General features: G+C 56.6%; 18 protein-coding genes and 2 tRNA genes. 13 read left to right on the top strand and 7 right to left on the bottom strand.

The features are described 5' to 3' along the window. Positions 1 to 5 precede the first annotated feature (5 nt). The gene (locus tag WG915_RS08355) at positions 6 to 779 is read right to left on the bottom strand and encodes a DUF1542 domain-containing protein (RefSeq protein WP_339564928.1); all 774 of its coding nucleotides are present in this window, start codon (positions 777 to 779) and stop codon (positions 6 to 8) included. 76 nt (positions 780 to 855) lie between these two features. Next, complete coding sequence (locus WG915_RS08350; protein WP_339564927.1) at positions 856 to 1,080, bottom strand: hypothetical protein; 225 nt, start codon at positions 1,078 to 1,080, stop codon at positions 856 to 858. A 122-nt stretch (positions 1,081 to 1,202) separates the two neighbouring features. Here WG915_RS08350 and WG915_RS08345 point away from each other — a divergent pair. The 5 genes from WG915_RS08345 (at position 1,203) to WG915_RS08325 (ending at position 4,378) form a co-directional block, all read left to right on the top strand. Continuing rightward, a tRNA-Gly gene (locus WG915_RS08345) sits at positions 1,203 to 1,277 on the top strand. Positions 1,278 to 1,437: 160 nt separating this feature from the next. Then, positions 1,438 to 1,511 (top strand) — tRNA-Pro (locus WG915_RS08340). Positions 1,512 to 1,669: 158 nt separating this feature from the next. Further along, complete coding sequence (tig, locus tag WG915_RS08335; RefSeq protein WP_339564926.1) at positions 1,670 to 3,022, top strand: trigger factor; 1,353 nt, start codon at positions 1,670 to 1,672, stop codon at positions 3,020 to 3,022. Between the two features lie 145 nt (positions 3,023 to 3,167). After that, positions 3,168 to 3,749 (top strand): ATP-dependent Clp protease proteolytic subunit, encoded by a 582-nt coding sequence (locus WG915_RS08330; protein WP_339564925.1) that lies wholly within the window; start codon positions 3,168 to 3,170, stop codon positions 3,747 to 3,749. A gap of 14 nt (positions 3,750 to 3,763) precedes the next feature. Further along, positions 3,764 to 4,378, top strand: coding sequence for an ATP-dependent Clp protease proteolytic subunit (locus WG915_RS08325; protein WP_339564924.1), 615 nt, complete (start codon positions 3,764 to 3,766; stop codon positions 4,376 to 4,378). 179 nt (positions 4,379 to 4,557) lie between these two features. Here WG915_RS08325 and pcaD read toward each other — a convergent pair whose 3' ends face one another. Continuing rightward, positions 4,558 to 5,310 carry a 3-oxoadipate enol-lactonase gene (gene pcaD / locus WG915_RS08320; RefSeq protein WP_339564923.1) on the bottom strand — a complete coding sequence of 251 codons (753 nt, stop codon included), beginning with the start codon at positions 5,308 to 5,310 and terminating at the stop codon, positions 4,558 to 4,560. A 184-nt stretch (positions 5,311 to 5,494) separates the two neighbouring features. Between pcaD and clpX the strand changes: the two genes are divergently transcribed. Continuing rightward, on the top strand, positions 5,495 to 6,766 hold the full coding sequence (gene clpX / locus WG915_RS08315) for an ATP-dependent Clp protease ATP-binding subunit ClpX (protein WP_339564922.1): 1,272 nt from the start codon (positions 5,495 to 5,497) through the stop codon (positions 6,764 to 6,766). On the opposite strand, the gene WG915_RS08310 is transcribed toward clpX, so the two are convergent. Next, complete coding sequence (locus tag WG915_RS08310; RefSeq protein WP_339564921.1) at positions 6,763 to 7,500, bottom strand: TetR/AcrR family transcriptional regulator; 738 nt, start codon at positions 7,498 to 7,500, stop codon at positions 6,763 to 6,765. The genes clpX and WG915_RS08310 overlap by 4 nt on opposite strands. A gap of 294 nt (positions 7,501 to 7,794) precedes the next feature. On the opposite strand from WG915_RS08310, the gene WG915_RS08305 reads away from it, so the two are divergent. After that, positions 7,795 to 8,769: a malate dehydrogenase gene (locus WG915_RS08305; RefSeq protein WP_339564920.1), complete on the top strand. Its 975-nt coding sequence runs from the start codon at positions 7,795 to 7,797 to the stop codon at positions 8,767 to 8,769. A gap of 146 nt (positions 8,770 to 8,915) precedes the next feature. Further along, positions 8,916 to 10,556: a DUF726 domain-containing protein gene (locus WG915_RS08300; protein ID WP_339564919.1), complete on the top strand. Its 1,641-nt coding sequence runs from the start codon at positions 8,916 to 8,918 to the stop codon at positions 10,554 to 10,556. Positions 10,557 to 10,806: 250 nt separating this feature from the next. Here WG915_RS08300 and WG915_RS08295 read toward each other — a convergent pair whose 3' ends face one another. Both WG915_RS08295 and WG915_RS08290 read right to left on the bottom strand, forming a co-directional pair. Beyond that, complete coding sequence (locus WG915_RS08295; RefSeq protein ID WP_339564918.1) at positions 10,807 to 11,484, bottom strand: hypothetical protein; 678 nt, start codon at positions 11,482 to 11,484, stop codon at positions 10,807 to 10,809. Continuing rightward, positions 11,481 to 12,155, bottom strand: a complete 675-nt coding sequence (locus WG915_RS08290) for a MerR family transcriptional regulator (RefSeq protein WP_339564917.1) — start codon at positions 12,153 to 12,155, stop codon at positions 11,481 to 11,483. Before WG915_RS08290 ends, WG915_RS08295 begins: the two co-directional genes overlap by 4 nt. A 195-nt stretch (positions 12,156 to 12,350) precedes the next feature. On the opposite strand from WG915_RS08290, the gene WG915_RS08285 reads away from it, so the two are divergent. Genes WG915_RS08285 through ndk form a run of 5 tightly spaced genes read left to right on the top strand, consistent with a single transcriptional unit; the run spans position 12,351 to position 17,612 of the window. Then, entirely contained in the window at positions 12,351 to 14,990 is a 2,640-nt protein-coding gene (locus tag WG915_RS08285) for a valine--tRNA ligase (protein ID WP_339564916.1), read from the top strand. Next, positions 14,990 to 16,459, top strand: coding sequence for a bifunctional tetrahydrofolate synthase/dihydrofolate synthase (gene folC, locus WG915_RS08280; RefSeq protein WP_339564915.1), 1,470 nt, complete (start codon positions 14,990 to 14,992; stop codon positions 16,457 to 16,459). Before WG915_RS08285 ends, folC begins: the two co-directional genes overlap by 1 nt. Next, entirely contained in the window at positions 16,456 to 16,866 is a 411-nt protein-coding gene (locus WG915_RS08275) for a DUF4233 domain-containing protein (protein WP_339564914.1), read from the top strand. Before folC ends, WG915_RS08275 begins: the two co-directional genes overlap by 4 nt. A 9-nt stretch (positions 16,867 to 16,875) precedes the next feature. Next, the gene (locus tag WG915_RS08270) at positions 16,876 to 17,193 is read left to right on the top strand and encodes a hypothetical protein (RefSeq protein ID WP_339564913.1); all 318 of its coding nucleotides are present in this window, start codon (positions 16,876 to 16,878) and stop codon (positions 17,191 to 17,193) included. 8 nt (positions 17,194 to 17,201) lie between these two features. Further along, entirely contained in the window at positions 17,202 to 17,612 is a 411-nt protein-coding gene (gene ndk, locus WG915_RS08265) for a nucleoside-diphosphate kinase (protein WP_339564912.1), read from the top strand. Between the two features lie 42 nt (positions 17,613 to 17,654). On the opposite strand, the gene WG915_RS08260 is transcribed toward ndk, so the two are convergent. Next, entirely contained in the window at positions 17,655 to 18,371 is a 717-nt protein-coding gene (locus tag WG915_RS08260; protein WP_339564911.1) for a hypothetical protein, read from the bottom strand. Positions 18,372 to 18,427 lie beyond the last annotated feature (56 nt).

The following is an 18,427-nucleotide window of genomic DNA, read 5'->3' as shown; positions in this document are numbered from 1 at the left end:
GTCAACTAGAAGTCGAAGCCGCCGAAATCAAAATCGCCGAAGTCGCCGTCGAATAGCCCGCCTCCGTCGTCACCGCCGGAAAGGTCGTCCACTCCGGCATCGCCACCTGCATCGAGGCCATCCTGATAGCCGTCGCCGTAACCGTTGGCAAAGGAGTCTGCTCCATATCCCACCCCTGACATGCCGTTGAACATCATCGAAAACATCATCATCGAAGATGCAGTCCACATTCCGGAACGCAGGGCAGAAGCCCACCACGGTTCGGAGTACCAGCCAGCTGGAACCGGACGTCCTGCCACCATGCCGCCGGGGTAGTAGTGGTTTGCGTCGGGACTGGCGTGCGGAGAAGCAGTGACTTGTCGGCCCTCGAACTCGATTGTGCGGTCCTCGGTGACCTTCCCGGCGGAACGCTGGCCTTCCAATGGCGGCAATTCAGGGCCTGCCGGCATGCCCATGATTTCCCGGGCAGCATTGACGTAGTGCAAGCCTTCCAAGGCTGATTCGCGGGCGAGCTCGGCCTGGCGGACCGTCTGCGCGGTGCTGATTTGGGAGCTGGCAGCGTTGAAGCGCTCGGAAGCATCCGCCATCGCCTGGTTAGACGCAGTATCGGAGCCGGTCAAGGAAAGGACCTGCGAGCCGAGTCTGTCGATCCATCGGCGTGCGTCTGCAATGGCGTCGTTAAGCTTGGCGGCTTCCTGCTGTGCGCCGTTTCGCGAGGTCATCTTCGAGATGGCGAAAACCGCGCCACCTACAACCACGAGGATGATAATCAGGCCCATTGCTTTTAGCTCCTACCGGTCAAATAACAGATGTTAAAGAAAACAACGGGCAAAATTGTTAAAAAGTTCCTAAGTGCTAGGTTTTGGGCTTGCTGGCAGTTTTCTGCCTACGTGTCGCCCAATCACGCACCTCTTCCGAGCTCCACAGGGTGAGGCCATGAAGCTTGGCTACCGGGCGGGGAGCGCGCCCCCGGCCCGCGTAACTAGTAAAGGTGCCACGCGCGGTATTCGAATGTGCTGCGCATTCGGCGGCTGTCCAGAGTTCTTGGCCTGATTCGGCATCAATAATTTTAGGTAGCATGCCTTGCCATTTTAATAAGCTTTTTCGTATATAGAATTCAATTTTCGCTACAGTTCCATAACGGTATGGCAATTTTGGTTCGCTCCCCTCAGTGCGCTATAGTTGTGCGTCGTACCACTTATGGGAGTGTCGTATAGTGGCTATTACCCCAGCCTTCCAAGCTGGTGACGCGGGTTCGATTCCCGTCACTCCCTCCAAGATCTAACTGCTCCTTACCCAGCCGGGTAGGGAGCTTTTTGTTTCGCTAAAGTCCATATCTTTCAAGCGGTGGACATCCTTGCTACCTGCGGTTTTGCTATCTGCAGCAAAGTCTGTGTAAAGTACTCACTCGTACCGCACACAGCGGGACTTACCTAACGGGGCGTGGCGCAGCTTGGTAGCGCATCTGCTTTGGGAGCAGAGGGTCGCAGGTTCAAATCCTGTCGCCCCGACAATTAGGAAATATAAATGAGGTATCACTTCGGTGGTACCTCATTTTTTGATTTAACATGGCTTCTTAAGTGCCCCTCGTTGAATCCGCGCAAGATCGGCACAGGTAAAGTGTTGACTTAACTTATTTACCCCAACAACCAACCCAGGAGTTTTACTCGTGAAGAGTTCTGTAGAGCAGCTAAGTGACACCCGCGTCAAGGTCACCGTGGAAATTCCTTTCGAGGAACTGAAGCCCGAGTTCGACCAGGCCTACCAGACGCTGTCTCAGCAGGTTTCCATCCCTGGTTTCCGTAAGGGCAAAGCACCGCGTCAGCTTCTTGAGGCCCGCATTGGCCGTGGCCCAGTTCTCGAGCAGGTCATCAATGACATGCTGCCATCTCGCTACTCTGCTGCCGTTGAGGAGCATGACCTCAAGGTCATTGGCCAGCCGGTCATTGACGTCACCAAGCTGGAAGACGGCGAACTTGTCGAGTTCACCGCAGACGTTGACGTTCGTCCAGAGATCACCGTCCCTGACTTCTCCAAGATCTCCGTCGAGGTCCTATCCGCCGCCGCTGGCGAGGACGCTATCGACCACGAGCTGGATCACCTCCGCGAGCGCTTCGGCACGCTCAAGGATCACAACCACAAGCTCAAGAAGGGTGAGTTCGTCACCATCAACCTCTCCGCAACGGTTGACGGTGAGCCAGTCGAAGAAGCCACCACTGAGGGTCTCAACCATGAGATCGGCAGCAACGAGCTTATCGACGGCCTGGACAAGACCCTCGTGGGCATGAAGAACGGTGAAGAAGCAGAATTCACCACCACCTTGGAGCAGGGCGAGTACGCCGGCAAGGAAGCTGTGGTCAAGGTTGAGGTCACCGCAACCAAGATGCGTGAGCTCCCGGAAGCTGATGATGAGTTCGCTCAGATGGCTTCTGAGTTCGACACCATCGAAGAGCTGCGTGAATCTCTCGGCAAGCAGGCTGAGGAGAACGCGAAGGGGCAGCAGGCTTCTGCAATCCGCGACGCCGTTCTGAAGGAAGCACTGGCTCAGTCTGAGTTCTCCTTGCCAGAGTCCGTTGTAGAAGAGCAGGTTCAGGGACAGCTGCAGCAGCTGCTGAGCCAGTTCGGTGGCGACGAGAAGGTATTCAACTCCCTCCTCGAAGCACAGGGCACCTCCCGTGAAGAGTTCGACAAGGACTCCCGCAACAATGCTGAAGAAGCCGTGCGCACTCAGCTGTTCCTCGATGTCCTCGCGGAGCAGGAGGAGCCACAGGTTTCCCAGCAGGAGCTGTCTGACCACATCCTGTTCACCGCACAGTCTTATGGCATGGACCCTAACCAGTTCGTGCAGCAGCTGACCCAGACTGGTCAGATTGCTAACCTCTTTGCGGACGTTCGCCGTGGCAAGGCACTTGCCGCCGCAATCTGCAAGACCTCTGTCAAGGACACTGACGGCAACGTCGTCGACGCCTCTGAGTACTTCGGTGCTGAGGAAGAGCCTGCAGCTGAGGCTGACGCAGAGTAATTTCGCCTAGCTACCGGGCCCAGCGTTTTCGCTGGGCCTTTGCTTTTGGCGTCGATAAGCGCAACGCTGATAGCGAACATGGGCATTTTGCATCGGTATCCTGCGTTACATTGGTTGCTAACGAAAAGAAGAAAGTAGGGAATTCATGACCTCACCGAACGGAATGAACCTCAGCGACTCCGTCTACGAGCGCCTCCTGCGCGAACGCATCATCTTCCTGGGCAGCCAGGTTGATGATGACATTGCCAACAAGCTCTGCGCTCAGATCCTGTTGCTGTCCGCAGAGGACCCAAATCGTGACATCGCGCTGTACATCAACTCCCCAGGTGGCTCTGTGACCGCGGGCATGGCGATTTATGACACGATGAAGTACTCGCCATGCGACATCGCCACCTACGGCATGGGCCTAGCCGCCTCCATGGGGCAGTTCCTGCTTTCCGCAGGCACCAAGGGTAAGCGTTATGCCCTGCCACACGCTCGGATCATGATGCACCAGCCTTCTGCTGGTGTCGGCGGCACCGCTTCCGACATCGCTATTCAGGCCGAGCAGTTCGCGCACACCAAGCGCGAAATGGCCGAGCTCATTGCGGAGCACACCGGCCAAACCTTTGAGCAGATCACCAAGGATTCCGACCGCGACCGCTGGTTCACCGCAGCCCAGGCGAAGGAATACGGCTTCGTCGACCACGTCATCGATCACGCCAAGCACGGCGAAATCACCAACTAGGAGGGACCTTTCTCATGCAGATGCCAACTTCCCGTTATGTCCTTCCCTCCTTCGTCGAGCACTCCGCATACGGCGCTAAGGAATCCAACCCGTACAACAAGCTCTTTGAAGAGCGCATCATCTTCCTGGGCACCCAGGTCGACGATGCTGCCGCCAACGACATCATGGCGCAGCTCCTCGTGCTCGAAGGATTGGACCCAGACCGAGACATCACCATGTACATCAACTCTCCAGGTGGTTCCTTCACCTCGTTGATGGCGATTTATGACACCATGCAGTACGTCCGCCCAGACGTGCAGACCGTCTGTCTCGGCCAGGCCGCTTCCGCTGCGGCCGTACTGCTAGCAGCAGGTGCACCAGGCAAGCGCGCAGCGCTGCCGAACGCCCGCGTCCTGATCCACCAGCCGGCCACCGGTGGTGTCCAAGGCCAGGTTTCTGACCTGGAGATCCAGGCAAAGGAAATCGAGCGCATGCGCTCCCTCATGGAAACTACGCTGGCGCATCACACCGGGAAGTCCGCGGAGCAAATCCGCATCGACACCGACCGCGATAAGATCCTCACCGCCGCGGAGGCCAAGGAATACGGCATCATCGACCAGGTCTTTGATTACCGCAAGCTGAACGGCTAGCGGCTCAGGGATCATGATTTCACGATCATGATCTTGAGAGTAGAACTTATGCTACGGGGCCTTTGAAAGGCCCTTTACTCTCATAATTATGATCGTGAAATCATGGCCGTTGCCCTGCGGATGTCGCAGCGGTGAAGCCAAGATCGATTCGGACTTTCGACAAGCCCCAACCGCGGCTCTTAGCTCAGGAAATCTTCCAGCAAGGCGTTGAACTCCGCAGCCCGCTCGACGTTGAGCAGATGCGCTGCGGGGTTGAACTCCTCGTAGCGCGCATCGGGAATACCGGCAGCTAGTTGCTGCACCACTTCGGGTGGGGTGGAGGTGTCTTGGGTTCCGGCAACCACGAGGGTCGGCTTGCTCAAAGACGCAAGCCGCTCTCGCGTATCAAAGGCTGCCAAGGCAGTGCAGGCCGCCGCGTAGCCCTCGGCAGGGGTATCGGCCACCATCTGTCGCCAATACTCGCGGGAGGCGGGGTGGGACTGCAGCCACGTCGGGGAGAACCAACGCTCGATAGTGCCCTGCGAAAGCTCGTCGAGTTTACCCGCGCGGACATCGGCGGCTTTTTGCTGCCATCCCGCAGAGTCGCCAAACTTAGGGGCAGTGGAGACGAGTACCAAACGACGGACATGGTCGGCGTGTGCGAGCGCGATGTGCTGCGCGATTCCTCCGCCCAAAGAAAGACCCACCAAGTCGAATTCGGGAGCATCGACGGCGGCGAGAACATCAGCGGCCAGTTCGTCGATAGTGGTGCTGCCCGGCACGACATCAGACTTGCCATGGCCACGCAGATCGACGGCGATCACACGACGTGAAGCGGAAAAGTAGTCCAGCTGGTGCAGCCACATCTTGATCGAGGATCCAAGGGAGCCGAGCAGGACTAGCGGGGTGCCGCCGGTGCCGAATTCGCGAACATGCAACTGAGCAAGGGCCATGGGAACCTCCGTGAATTGGTCGAGAATATATGCACCAGCGTAGCGTTGAGTGTGGAGTTGGGCACTCCGGGCGTCGATAAGCGGGCAGCTTACGGCGGTGCAGCTTCAACTTGACCGCACGGTGCGGTAGGGTAGGGCAACTCATAGACCATTTCGCCGATAAGATTGCGAGATCAACACTTCCATGGCACGCATGCAAGAAAGCGCTGACCTGCTCAAATGCTCCTTCTGTGGGAAGAGTCAGAAGCAGGTGAAGAAGCTCATCGCTGGCGGTGGTGTCTACATCTGTGATGAGTGCATCGAGCTATGCAACGAGATCATCGAAGAAGAGCTGGGCGCTGCCGCCGCCGAGAAGCAAGACGAGCAAAAGCTGCCTCGCCCGAAAGAGATCTCCGCGTTCCTTGATAAGTATGTGATCGGCCAGGACCGTGCGAAACGCGTCCTCGCGGTGGCTGTGTACAACCATTACAAGCGCATCCGCGCCGAGGAAACCAAGGCGCTGGGCAAGAAGGGCGACGAGGTTGAGCTCGCCAAGTCCAACATCCTCATGCTCGGCCCGACCGGCTCCGGCAAGACCTACCTGGCGCAGACACTGGCCAAGCTTCTCGACGTCCCGTTTGCCATCGCCGATGCTACCTCGCTCACCGAGGCCGGCTATGTCGGAGAGGACGTGGAGAATATTCTGCTGAAGCTGCTGCAGGCAGCTGATTACGATGTTGCCCGCGCACAACGGGGCATCATCTACATCGACGAGGTAGACAAGATTTCCCGCAAGTCGGAGAACCCCTCGATCACCCGCGATGTGTCCGGTGAAGGCGTGCAGCAAGCATTGCTGAAGATTTTGGAAGGCACCGTGGCGGCGGTTCCGCCGCAGGGCGGACGGAAGCACCCGAACCAGGAGTTTATCCAGCTGGATACCTCGAATATCTTGTTCATCGTTGCAGGCGCTTTCGCCGGGCTCGAGCAGGTCATTGAGGCGCGCCGAGGCAAGAAGGGGCTCGGTTTCGGCTCCGAAATCACCACCGCGGCAGAGAAAGACGAAGTAGATATCTTTGCGGAGGTCCGCCCAGAAGACCTGGTCAAATTCGGTTTGATCCCCGAGTTCATTGGTCGTCTCCCAGTGGTTGCGACTGTGACCAACCTGGACCGTGATTCCCTCGTTCAGGTGCTCACCGAACCAAAGAATTCGCTGGTCCGCCAGTATCAACGGCTTTTTGAGATGGATGACGTCTCCCTGGCCTTCACACCGGAAGCATTGGAAGCTATCGCGGACCAGGCTCTTGAGCGCAAAACCGGCGCACGTGGCCTGCGTTCGATCATGGAAGAGATCTTGGTTCCGATCATGTACGACATTCCAGACCGGGATGATCTAGCTGAAGTGGTCATCACAGATGCTGTTGCGCGCGGTGAAGCCGAGCCGGAGCTGCGGGAAAAGGCAGCGGAACAAACCGCCTAAAGAAACTCTCCTGGGGCCGACACGTCATCATAAATGGCGCTGCTGGCCCCAGTTTCGTTGCTGTCCGAGCGCTGCTTCAGGTAGCTCATCGGATCGCGCGCAGAAAGGTTCGAGGTCAAAAAGGCTAGGACAGTGTCAACCACCAAGTGCAGGTTGCCCTCTGAGTTGGCCTGATCCGTCAGATCGATGGCGTACAAGTTGCTCAGTGTTGCGCCGTACACGGTTCGCTGGAAACACAGCGACGTAATGATCGAATACACATCGACGGCAGAAATTCCTGGGCGGAAAGCTCCCGCATCCTGGCCCATCATCAGCAGCTTATCCATTTGCAGCAGCACCACTGACTGGTCAGCCAGGGGCGCCGAATGCGCCATCTTGCCCCAATCAAAGAGGTTCTCCAACACCATGAGCCGCACGGCATCTGGGTGGCTGGTGATGCGATCATAGATCACCTCGACGACCTTGCGGACGCCGTCGACAGGCACGGTGGAATCTAACTCCATGTCCTGCGGCTCGGGGCGGAGCTGCGCGATTGCGAGCTTCAACGCCTCAATGTACAGGCCCTTCTTGTCGCCGAAGTGGTAGTGAATCATGCGCTTAGACATGCCGGATTCGTGAGAAATGGTTTCGATCTTCGAATCCTCGAATCCTTCCTGCGCGAATTGGCGCAGTGCGACAGCTACTACCCGCTCCGTAGACGGCGAGGCAGCATCAGTAACAGTGTGAGGACTCATCAGTGGCAGACCTTTTCCAAAAGATACAGAAATAAGTATTTAAAGCTCATCGTGCCGTAAAAAGTCTGATTGGGTGTATCTTCCAGCAGTGGCCTAGGAAAACCGCAGAATGCAGGAACTCTGCCAGCCTAATATTGGGGTAGTAATTCCTTTTCAAGGTGTCGTTTCTTTCGCACCCATTCATGGTGGTTCGGCGATGGGTGTCATATCTCGCACAGTGCGTGGGTTGAAATCTCGCTACGCTGGAGGGCGTATGTTCAAGCGGTCGCCACCGCACATCGAAAGGAAATCTTGATGACCTCTCCAAAGAAGATCACTGTCACCGGCGCAGCCGGCAACATTGCTTACTCCCTGCTGTGGCGCATCGCCAACGGTGACGTTTACGGCAAAGATGTCCCAGTTGAACTCAACCTCCTCGAAATCGAGCCAGCTCTGCGCGCCACCGAAGGCGTGGCAATGGAACTGCTCGATTCTGCGTTCCCATTGCTGAAGAACATCCGCATCACCTCCTCTGCAGCAGAAGCTTTCGACGGTGCTTCCGCAGCATTCCTTGTTGGTGCAAAACCACGCGGCAAGGGCGAAGAGCGCTCCGACCTGCTGTCTGCCAACGGCAAGATCTTCGGACCACAAGGTAAGGCCATCAACGATCACGCAGCCGAAGACATCCGCGTCGTCGTCGTGGGCAACCCAGCAAACACCAACGCGCTGATCGCACAGAACGCCGCGAAGGACGTCCCAGCGTCCCGCTTCTCTGCGCTGATGCGCCTCGACCACAGCCGCGCCGTGTCCCAGCTGGCCACCAAGCTGGGGAAGACCGCTACTGACTTTGAAAAGATGGTCGTCTGGGGTAACCACTCCGCAACCCAGTTCCCAGACATCTGCTACGCCACTTGCGAGGGCAAGCCAGTAGTCGACCTAGTGGATCACACCTGGTACCGGGATGAGTTCATTCCGCGCGTGGCCAAGCGTGGCTCTGAAATTATTGAGGTGCGTGGTAGCTCCTCCGCAGCCTCCGCTGCTTCCGCAGCTATCGACCACATGCACGACTGGATCAACGGCACCGACCAGTGGGTCTCCGCAGCCATCCCATCCACCGGTGCATACGGCATCCCAGAAGGCATCGTTGTGGGCATGCCAACGATCTCCGAAGGTGGCGAGTGGAAGATTGTTGAAGGCCTAGAGCTGTCCGACTTCCAGCGCGAGCGTATCGACGCCAACGTTGCCGAGCTGCAAGAAGAGCGCGAAGCCGTGAAGGATCTGCTGGGTTAATACCTGGTTGTTTGGTGCCCCTCCTGGTGGAGGGGCGCCTTTGCATTTTGGAACTCCCCCCGTTCACGCTTTCCAAGGAGACCTAGTGGTCTAATTCGTGGAGAATTGTACCTAGTGATCATCAATTGATAGCGAGGGTAACAACAATGGCTAAGAACCAGTTTCAAACCGCAGCAGTCGTATTCGAGGCGGGCAAAGACGGGTGCTTCGATTGCGAAGTACGTTCAAAAATGGGACGGTTTGCCAATGTTCGTAAAGTAGCTGATGCAGAGACTCCTGAAGTCAGCGGAGACAGCGTGCTGACCTCGAACGAAGCAGTCTTGAATAGCATTTGGTTGGCCGCAATTGCATACCAGGCGTATCAAGACTCTAAAGTTGAGTCGGAGAAGGAGACTTTTCTAGGTCAAGCCACTGAACTGGGAAAGACTGCTACGTTTCTTGCTGAGCTTTCTGACCTACTTATTGATGAGTTTGAAGAGGGCTATTGTTCCCACTGCTTCCGGCTGACACAGCAACGAATGGTCGGTGGCAAGAAGACCTTCATTTGCCAGACTTGTGGAAACGCAACTCAGCATTGTGCCGTGCCAGGGTGTAAACACTTTGCCACCAAGTTTCACTCTTTGGAGAATATTGCCTCGCTATGCGCTGAGCACCGACACGATATTCCTGACTTCGAAAAAGCTGAAATGCGGATAGCCGATTTGGCGGACTTTGGAAAGCTCATGGAGTACAAGTCCTCGAATGTGTTAAAAGGTGCAAAATATGTGGCTACTGGAGTCGCAGCCTTAGGCGTAGCCAGCGGAATTGGATTTGCTGCGGCTCCCGCGATCGGTGGAATTGTTGGTTCTACATTTCTGGGGTACTCGGGAGCAGTTGCGACAAATGCCGGCTTAGCGGCGCTAGGGTTCGGATCCTTGGCTTCTGGCGGTTTAGGCATGGCAGGCGGGACGCTCGTTGTGTCTGCAGCGGGTGCGATGCTCGGTACTGCATTCGGAACGAAGGTCGCGAGCGCATGGATCAGTGAAGATAAGTCTTTTAAAATCACAAAGCTTCGAGATGGTAATGACGGTGTGCCAGTACTCATCGCTCGAGGGTTTACCACAGAAAAAAGTTTGGACTGGCGCTCTCCTGTGCGAGCTGTTGAAAAGGTTTACCCGCAATCGCCGATCTATCTTATTGAGTGGGGCAGCAAGGAAGTTCAAGATCTCGCTGTTGCTTTGGGCGTTCAAGCAGGCGGTGCAGCTGCGGGAAGGTTAGCACTAAAAGCGGTGGCAAAAGCAAGTAAGACCCTGGCTAAAATGGCAGCACCCATTACCCCGTTACTCACTGTCGCAGACTTGGCGAAGAACCCTTGGCACGTTGCTGTCAATCGTGCAAATAAGACGGGCCTAGCGCTGGCAACATTGATCAAGAAATCCGATATGTCAGAATGCGTCTTGGTTGGCCACAGCTTGGGCGGTCGAGTGATGATCAACGCCGCACAAGCACTTGCTTCTGAAACAGCACCTGTAGTCAGCACAATGCACTTGTTCGGAGCAGCATCCGGTCAGCGTGAAGAATGGGATGCCCTGGAGAAAGCTGTAAGTGGTCCGATTCACAACTATCATTCGTCAAACGATCCAGTGCTGAAATATCTCTATCCTGTCGCTCAATTAGGCAAACGGGCAGTTGGATTTGATGGTTTCAATGCCGTGAGCAGTAAAATAATTGACCATGACGTGTCACAGGCTGTGCAAAACCACGGGAAGTATTATGACCTTGTTGGTCTAGAAGCCTCTTCTGGTTAGCAGTACATTTTTCGAGTCAGCGGGCAGAAATTACTTTTCCAATATGAGGCTTAGCGCCACGTGCTCTTGAGAATCGAAATACATTGTTGCCTTGGCGATTAATTTAGAAATGGTGACAGTTCCGATGCGATTCAGTGGAAAGGCAACCTGAAGAAGAGCGCGAAGCCGTGAAGGATCTGCTGGGTTAATTTCTTTTGCTTGGAACCCGTTTTCTGGCCTTTTCGAGGCTTAGGAAACGGGTTTCGTGTGGTTAGGGGGAGTGCTGTGCATATTTCAAATGCTGAGGCTCGTCCGCCCAGAGCTCGATGCGAGTTACAGAAACTTCCCTCGGACGTTGCCACCATTTGCGCGGCGCGCTGACCATAGTTGGCCGCTCGAGGAGGATTTCTAAATTTGTTCCTTCCGGACCGCCGAGAATTAGAGTACCTCTTTCGATAGCGTGACTTTCTGTGGCAAACGTGCGTAAGAATCGGATTGTAGTGATGTCTTCTAGCGGAATTCTTGCTACTTGTTCTCCGAAAACTTTCAAAGTGATGCCTTTGGGATCACGAAAACTAGGATAAACGAATTGTCTTCCGCAATATCCCACTAAAAGGGCCAATCCGTAGACGCTCAGGAACGCCAAGAACCCGCGTAGTAGTAGTGAATCTAACAGCAGTTCAATGGCGATCAATTCGATCAATGAAGCACAACCAAGGGCGATTGGTAGTGTCCACATGCCCTTCGTATGCATTACTGTTTCTGCCTGAAATGGGATAACTTGTTTTCTTCTCGCTAGCCGGACTACATCTTGCCAGAGACGAAATTCCTGAACAAAGAACCGAAATGGCAGAACTTCTGTAATTGGGACGCCACGGCTGCGGGCCTGATACCCACGGGCCATGACGACGCCAATAGCAGCAATGAGGTACAAGAACAACCACTTCATGGCAGCATCGCAGCTAGGAGTCGTAGGTGTGCCGGAGAAACACCTAGGTCGGAGAGCCTCAGCGGAAGAGTACCTGGTACGAGGGTTGTTGAAATCCCTTCGGTGTAGGAATTGCTCGCCAGCTCGAGGCACTTCTCTATCTGTTCGGAAGTAGGACCGTTGGGTTCCACCGAATCCCAGACGGCTGCGAGAGCGCGGGTTGCAGAAAGGTGGCTTGGAGAAGTCAAGTTTTGGGCAAGCAACTCCCAAGTGCGAGCGGTTGTGACACCGGTAAATGCCATCAAGTCCAGCATTGAAGCTTCGTGTTTGCAGAATCCTGGACTGTCGACTTCCTTGTACAACAACTCCTTTAGGTACTGCGGTGCTCCTAGATCAGAACTAGCAAGCTTGTTTAAGCGTTGTTGTTGTTCTTGGATGGCGCGTTCTTTGGCGTCGAGCAGCGATCGCGCTTCGGCGATGAGGTCGGGTAGTGGCGCAGTGCCGATTCGTCTCAACGGAATACCAGCGGTGCTGAGTGTGCGGATTTCGAATATTCTTCCCAGATCACGGACACCGTAGTCTCGGAAATTTGAGGTGGTCCGCTTGGGCTCAGGAAGTATGCCGATGGCGTGGTAGTTGCGGATCGCGCGAACCGAGCACCCGCTGGCCTTAGCCACATCTGAGATTTTCATATCCCATTTCTAAACCATGACACTGTGTCAGGGGCAAGCTTGTCTAGTGTCCAGTGCGTGTGATGAAGTGAAAACCTACGGAAAACTCTTCCAAGCTGTGGGGCTTTCGTGGAAATATCTAAGGAACCTGTGCTGCTCAGGGAAATCCTCCGGGGCAGCAAAAGACTAAACACCGACCGCGTTAAGATAGTCCCCATGACTAATAGTGCGGACAAACTTCCAAAGAACTGGGACCCAAAAGCCGTTGAAGCAGACCTTTACAACGGCTGGGTAGAAAAGGGCTACTTCACTGCTGACCCGAGCAGTGATAAGCAGCCTTTCTCTGTCATGCTTCCGCCGCCAAACGTGACCGGCCAGCTGCACATGGGCCATGCGCTGAACAACACGCTTATCGACGCCATCTGCCGTCGTAAACGCATGCAGGGCTTTGAAGTGCTCTGGCTGCCAGGAATGGACCATGCTGGCATCGCTACTCAGACCAAGGTTGAAGCGATGCTGCGTGAAACCGAGGGCAAGAAACGCTGGGATTATCAGCGTGAAGAGTTCATCGGCAAGGTCTGGGAGTGGAAGCGCGAGTACGGCGGCAAGATCACCGAGCAGATGCGCGCCATTGGCTCCGGTGTGGACTGGTCCCGCGAGCGTTTCACCTTGGATGAGGGTCTTTCCAACGCTGTGCAGACGATCTTCAAGCAGCTGTATGACCAGGGCATGATTTACCGCGCGAATCGCCTGGTCAACTGGTCTCCAGTGCTGGAAACCGCTGTCTCTGACATTGAAGTTGTGTACAAGGATGTTGAGGGCGAACTCGTCTCCATCCTCTACGGTGACCCAGAGGGCGATCACGTGATCGTGGCTACCACTCGTGTGGAAACGATGTTGGGCGATGTCGCGGTTGCTGTCCACCCAGATGATGAACGCTACGCGGACCTAGTCGGCAAGACGCTTCCACACCCATTCATCGCGGACCGCGAGATGGTGGTGGTTGCGGACACTTACGTCGACCCTGAGTTTGGTACCGGTGCCGTCAAGATCACCCCAGCGCATGACCCTAATGACTACGCACTTGGCCAGCGTCATAACCTGCCGATGCCAACCATCATGGATGCCACTGGTCATATCGCCGACACCGGCACCCAGTTCGATGGGCTCGATCGTTTCGAAGCCCGCGTGAAGATCCGTGAAGCCTTGGCGGCGCAAAACAGAATCGTCAAGGAAGTCCGCCCGTACCTGCACTCCGTGGGGCACTCTGAGCGTTCCGGCGAGCCTATCGAGCCGCGCCTGTCCTTGCAGTGGTTCGTCAAGGTCGAAGAGCTTGCGAAGATGTCTGGCGACGCAGTACGAAATGGCGATACCAAAATTCACCCAACCAATCTTGAGCCACGCTACTTCGACTGGGTCGATGACATGCATGACTGGACCATCTCGCGCCAGCTGTGGTGGGGCCACCGCATCCCAATCTGGTACGGCCCAGAGGGTGAAGTCGTCTGCGTAGGCCCAGGCGAGACCGCACCGGAAGGCTATGTCCAGGATGAAGACGTGCTGGACACGTGGTTCTCCTCCGCCCTGTGGCCATTCTCCACGATGGGTTGGCCAGAAGGCTCCCCAGAGCTGGAAAAGTTCTACCCGACCTCCGTGCTGGTCACTGCCTACGACATTTTGTTCTTCTGGGTTGCTCGCATGATGATGTTCGGTACTTTCGCAGGGAAGAACAGTGACCTGCCAAAGATCCCATTCACTGACATCTTCCTCCACGGCCTCGTCCGCGACGAACAGGGCCGCAAGATGTCCAAGTCCCTGGGCAACGGTATTGATCCGATGGATTGGGTGGACAAGTACGGTGCGGATGCCCTGCGCTTCACCCTCGCTCGTGGCGCGAACCCAGGCGTTGACCTACCGGTTGGCGAGGACGCGGCGCAGAGCTCCCGCAACTTTGCCACCAAGCTCTTCAATGCCACCAAGTTCGCGTTGATGAACGGTGCCGTCGTCGGTGGGCTGCCCAACCGCACAGAGCTGAGCGACGCCGACAAGTGGATCCTCGACCGCCTCGAGCAGGTCCGCGCGGATATCGACGATTACCTGGACCGCTACCAGTTCGCCAAGGCAAACGAAGAGCTCTACGCCTTCGTCTGGGGCGAGGTGTGTGACTGGTACTTGGAGATCGCCAAGGTTCAGATTCCGCGGGAAGGGGAGACTCCGGAAGGAGAGAACACCAAGCTGGTCCTCGGCCGCGTACTTGACGCTGTGCTGCGCATGCTGCACCCAGCGATGCCATTTGTCACGGAGACCCTGTGGCAGACGCTCACCGATGGCGAATCTCTCGTGATCGCGGAGTGGCCGACGGCCGAGATGACCAACGGTGGTGAGGCAACCGATGACGTCGCACAGCGTCGCATCGAAGATGCCCAGAAGCTGATCACTGAGATCCGCCGCTTCCGTTCCGACCAGGGTGTTAAGCCTTCCCAGTGGGTGCCTGCGCGCATTGACTTTGAGAAGGCGGATTTGGCTGGCTCCGAGGACATGATTCGTAGCCTCGCTCGCGTCGAAAAGCCTGCGGAATTTAACCCAAGCGCAAGCATTGAGGTGCGTCTGAGCCAAGCAACCATCGAGGTAGAGCTGGATACTTCAGGAAGCGTGGATGTTGCAGCCGAGCGGAAGCGACTGGAGAAGGACCTCAAGACTGCGGAGAAGGAACTGGACACCACCGCGAAGAAGCTCGGGAATGAGGCTTTTCTTGCTAAGGCTCCGGAAGCAGTGGTGGAGAAGATCAAGGCTCGTCAAACCGTGGCGCAGGAAGAGTTCGACCGCATCACGGCACGATTGAAAGAGCTCGGATAATGGAAGTAGAGCTCAACGATTCCGGCCTCACGCTGCCCATCGATCAGGCCGGTCCAGCCAATGAGCCGGAAGCTACCGACATCACGCAGCAGGACCTTGCCGCATTGGCGATGGTGGAAGACGAGTTGAATCAGCGCTGGTCCGAGACCACCATCGATCCTTCGCTGGAGCGCATCGAGATGCTCATGGATCTGCTTGGCAACCCCGAGCGTTCCTTCCCAGCAATTCATGTTGCCGGCACCAACGGAAAGACCTCGACGGTTCGCATGATCGAGTCCCTGATGCGCGCCTTCCACCGCCGCACCGGACGCACCACGAGCCCGCACCTGCAGCTGGTCACCGAGCGTATTGCTATCGACGGCCGTCCCATTCATCCGCGCGACTATGTGCGGATCTGGTCGGAAATCAAGCCTTATGTGGAAATGGTAGACCAACGCGCCTCCGTTCCAATGTCGAAGTTCGAGGTGCTGATCGGTATGGCATACGCCGCTTTCGCAGACGCACCCGTGGATGTTGCTGTGGTTGAGGTCGGGCTGGGTGGCCGTTGGGACGCCACGAATGTGATCAACGCGGATGTCTCCGTAATTACTCCGATTGGGTTGGACCACACCGGTATTTTGGGCGACACTATCGCTGACATCGCCGCGGAAAAGGCGGGCATCATCAAGTCTCGCTGGGACGCTGACGATCTGCTGGCACCTCCGGACAACGTCGTAGTTGTTGCGGAACAAGAGCCAGAAGCGATGCAGGTCATTCTTGAGAAAGCGGTGTCGGTGGATGCCGCCGTTGCTCGCGCTGGGGCAGAGTTCGGCGTGATCAGCTCGAGCATCGCGGTTGGCGGCCAGCAGATTTCGCTGCGGGGGCTGGGTGGCGAATACGAGGACATCTTCCTACCGATGTCCGGTGCGCACCAGGCGTGCAATGCCGCCGTCGCTCTGGCAGCCGTGGAAGCATTCTTCGGTGCTGGCGCGGGACGGCAGCTAGATCTTGATACGGTCCGCGAAGGTTTCGCCACCGTGGAGTCGCCGGGCCGCCTGGAGCGCGTTCGGGCTACTCCAACTGTCTTCGTAGACGCGGCACACAATCCACATGGTGCCAAGGCTCTTGGGGCTGCGCTGGATCGAGACTTTTCCTTTAGCCGCATCATCGGTGTGGTTTCGGTGCTGGCGGATAAAGATGTGCGCGGTGTGCTGCTGGCCTTGGAGCCTTACCTCAATGAGGTTGTGGTTACCCAGAACGCGTCGCCACGCGCGCTCGATGCCTACGAACTAGCCGAGCTGGCCCGCGAGGTCTTCGGCGAGGAGCGCGTGCACGTGGCTGATTCGCTTGTCGACGCCGTGGAAGTGGCCGTCGAGCTGGCAGAAGACACCTCTGAAGGTGGTAGCGTATCCGGCGCGGGAGTGATCATCACTGGATCCGTAGTAACTGCGGGCGAGGCGCGCGCACTGTTTGGAAAGGAACCAGCATGAGCGAAAAGTATGGTCCGCTAGGGCCCGGGCATGCGCCAGTCAAAGACCCAATGAAGGGCCTGCGCGGTGTCATGGCTGGCACCCTGGTCATGGAAGCAATATCGATCTGGCTCGTACTCACGGTGATCTTGCGGGTGGACAACGGCGAACACTGGACCACATTCAACTGGCTCTACGTGACGGTTGTCGGCGCGCTCATGTTTCTGTGGGCATTCATGCAAAAGCGTTCCGTAGCCCTGCCGGTGAACCTGGCGCTGCAAGCATTGGCAATTGTGGGATTCTTCGTGCATCCCTCTATGGGCATCCTCGGGCTGATTTATGCTGCCGTGTGGGGCTACATCTTGGTGCTGCGCAAGAATCTCCTTGAGCGAATGAACCGCGGGTTGCTCACCACGCAGCACACGTAGGATAGGGTCATGCTTTCGCGCAACCTTGACTTCATCGCAGCGGCCGTATTTGCTCTCCTCGCCATTTATGTTCGCGCCGCGGACCTAGGGATGTGGCTGGCGATTCTCTTTATCATCGCTGCCGGTTCCAGCTTGATCAGTGGTTTGGTGAAGCGGTCCAATCAGCAGAAGCTCGCAGAGCACCCGATCGAGCTCACCGCGGAGCAAAGGAAAACCATCCGCGACATGAAAAACCGTGGTGAGGGCTACGCTGCGATTCGGCAGGTGCGCCTGTGGTACCGCTACGCCGACCTAAAGACTGCGGTGTCAATAGTTGAACAGGTATGATTACCGGCATGACTGAACGTACACTCATCCTGATCAAGCCAGACGGCGTCGCAAACGGCCACGTGGGCGAAATTATCTCCCGCATCGAGCGCAAGGGTCTTAAGCTCGTCGCTATGGATCTGCGCGTTGCAGACAAGGAAACCGCAGAGAAGCACTACGCCGAGCATGCTGATAAGCCATTCTTCGGTGAGCTCGTTTCCTTCATCACCTCTGCACCACTCGTTGCCGGCATCGTCGAGGGCCCACGTGCCATCGAGGCATGGCGCCAGCTTGCCGGTGGCACGGACCCAGTATCCAAGGCCACCCCGGGCACCATCCGCGGCGACTTCGCTTTGACCGTCGGTGAGAACGTTGTCCATGGCTCCGACTCTCCAGAGTCCGCAGAGCGCGAGATTGGCATTTGGTTCCCTAACCTCTAAACGCTTAACTGCCGCGGCTTCCTCATTGAGGAAGCCGCGGTTTTAGCGTTTCAGGTGATAGAAAGTGCGCACGCCCACCTCGGTCAACTCAATCCACCACTTCTCCGGTGTATCAGGGGACATGAGGGTAGAGACGTTCGCTAGGCCCGCTTCGCGCAGCTGCTTTGCCGTTTCAAGTATCTCCGAAGCTGGACGCTCCAACTGTGCAGCCAGCGAATCGACGCGTACCCGACTGCCATAAATAGCATTGATCTGGATCAGGTACGCGGCGAACGCCGCATGGGGGCGTAGCGATTCAATCCGAGAAGCAGTGACCCCCTCTAAGCTGGTCCCCGCGATTTCCTGGGCTCGACGCGGCCCTGTGCGCATATCCGGCGACATCGTGGCGCTAAACATCAAGAAGAGTGCGAAAGCTGTCACCAGGAACCGGAGACTGGAAGCGAAGATCGGGTCAACGGCCCACCCTGTTGCCAGTGTGATTTCAGCTGAGATCGGCGCAATGAGCGGGCCAAAAATACGCAACCAGGGCACCGGCGGATTGATTTCCTCGAGACGATATATGTCAAACCGAAGGTGCTGGGTGGTCCGTTGCTCCTTCACGAGGGCGATAATGAGGAAAATCACGCCGCAGAGTATGAGCGGTACCGCAGTCAACCCGGGGAGATCGAGCGGCAGGGTAGTTAGCAGTTCAGAGCGCACCGCAGCGAGACTTATCGCCGGCACCACCGCCAATTCCGCATTGTGAAAACGATTCTTCATAGCGCCGAGGTTAGCTTGATTGCGTCACGTGGTGGCGAATCTGTGCCACAATGGAT

Origin of the sequence: Corynebacterium sp. H128, from assembly GCF_037482625.1 — a bacterium.
GTDB lineage: Bacteria > Actinomycetota > Actinomycetes > Mycobacteriales > Mycobacteriaceae > Corynebacterium.
The sequence above is the reverse complement of the archived record's forward strand: the minus strand, read 5'-3'. Positions and strand labels throughout refer to the sequence as shown.

Bases quoted from the DNA above. Each gene is read 5' to 3' on its own strand.
- WG915_RS08355 (WP_339564928.1), bottom strand. From the start codon at position 779: ATGGGCCTGATTATCATCCTCGTGGTTGTAGGTGGCGCGGTTTTCGCC.
- WG915_RS08350 (WP_339564927.1), bottom strand. From the start codon at position 1,080: ATGCTACCTAAAATTATTGATGCCGAATCAGGCCAAGAACTCTGGACA.
- WG915_RS08330 (WP_339564925.1), top strand. From the start codon at position 3,168: ATGACCTCACCGAACGGAATGAACCTCAGCGACTCCGTCTACGAGCGC.
- WG915_RS08325 (WP_339564924.1), top strand. From the start codon at position 3,764: ATGCAGATGCCAACTTCCCGTTATGTCCTTCCCTCCTTCGTCGAGCAC.
- pcaD (WP_339564923.1), bottom strand. From the start codon at position 5,310: ATGGCCCTTGCTCAGTTGCATGTTCGCGAATTCGGCACCGGCGGCACC.
- clpX (WP_339564922.1), top strand. From the start codon at position 5,495: ATGGCACGCATGCAAGAAAGCGCTGACCTGCTCAAATGCTCCTTCTGT.
- WG915_RS08310 (WP_339564921.1), bottom strand. From the start codon at position 7,500: ATGAGTCCTCACACTGTTACTGATGCTGCCTCGCCGTCTACGGAGCGG.
- WG915_RS08305 (WP_339564920.1), top strand. From the start codon at position 7,795: ATGACCTCTCCAAAGAAGATCACTGTCACCGGCGCAGCCGGCAACATT.
- WG915_RS08300 (WP_339564919.1), top strand. From the start codon at position 8,916: ATGGCTAAGAACCAGTTTCAAACCGCAGCAGTCGTATTCGAGGCGGGC.
- WG915_RS08295 (WP_339564918.1), bottom strand. From the start codon at position 11,484: ATGAAGTGGTTGTTCTTGTACCTCATTGCTGCTATTGGCGTCGTCATG.
- WG915_RS08290 (WP_339564917.1), bottom strand. From the start codon at position 12,155: ATGAAAATCTCAGATGTGGCTAAGGCCAGCGGGTGCTCGGTTCGCGCG.
- WG915_RS08285 (WP_339564916.1), top strand. From the start codon at position 12,351: ATGACTAATAGTGCGGACAAACTTCCAAAGAACTGGGACCCAAAAGCC.
- folC (WP_339564915.1), top strand. From the start codon at position 14,990: ATGGAAGTAGAGCTCAACGATTCCGGCCTCACGCTGCCCATCGATCAG.
- WG915_RS08275 (WP_339564914.1), top strand. From the start codon at position 16,456: ATGAGCGAAAAGTATGGTCCGCTAGGGCCCGGGCATGCGCCAGTCAAA.
- WG915_RS08270 (WP_339564913.1), top strand. From the start codon at position 16,876: ATGCTTTCGCGCAACCTTGACTTCATCGCAGCGGCCGTATTTGCTCTC.
- ndk (WP_339564912.1), top strand. From the start codon at position 17,202: ATGACTGAACGTACACTCATCCTGATCAAGCCAGACGGCGTCGCAAAC.
- WG915_RS08260 (WP_339564911.1), bottom strand. From the start codon at position 18,371: ATGAAGAATCGTTTTCACAATGCGGAATTGGCGGTGGTGCCGGCGATA.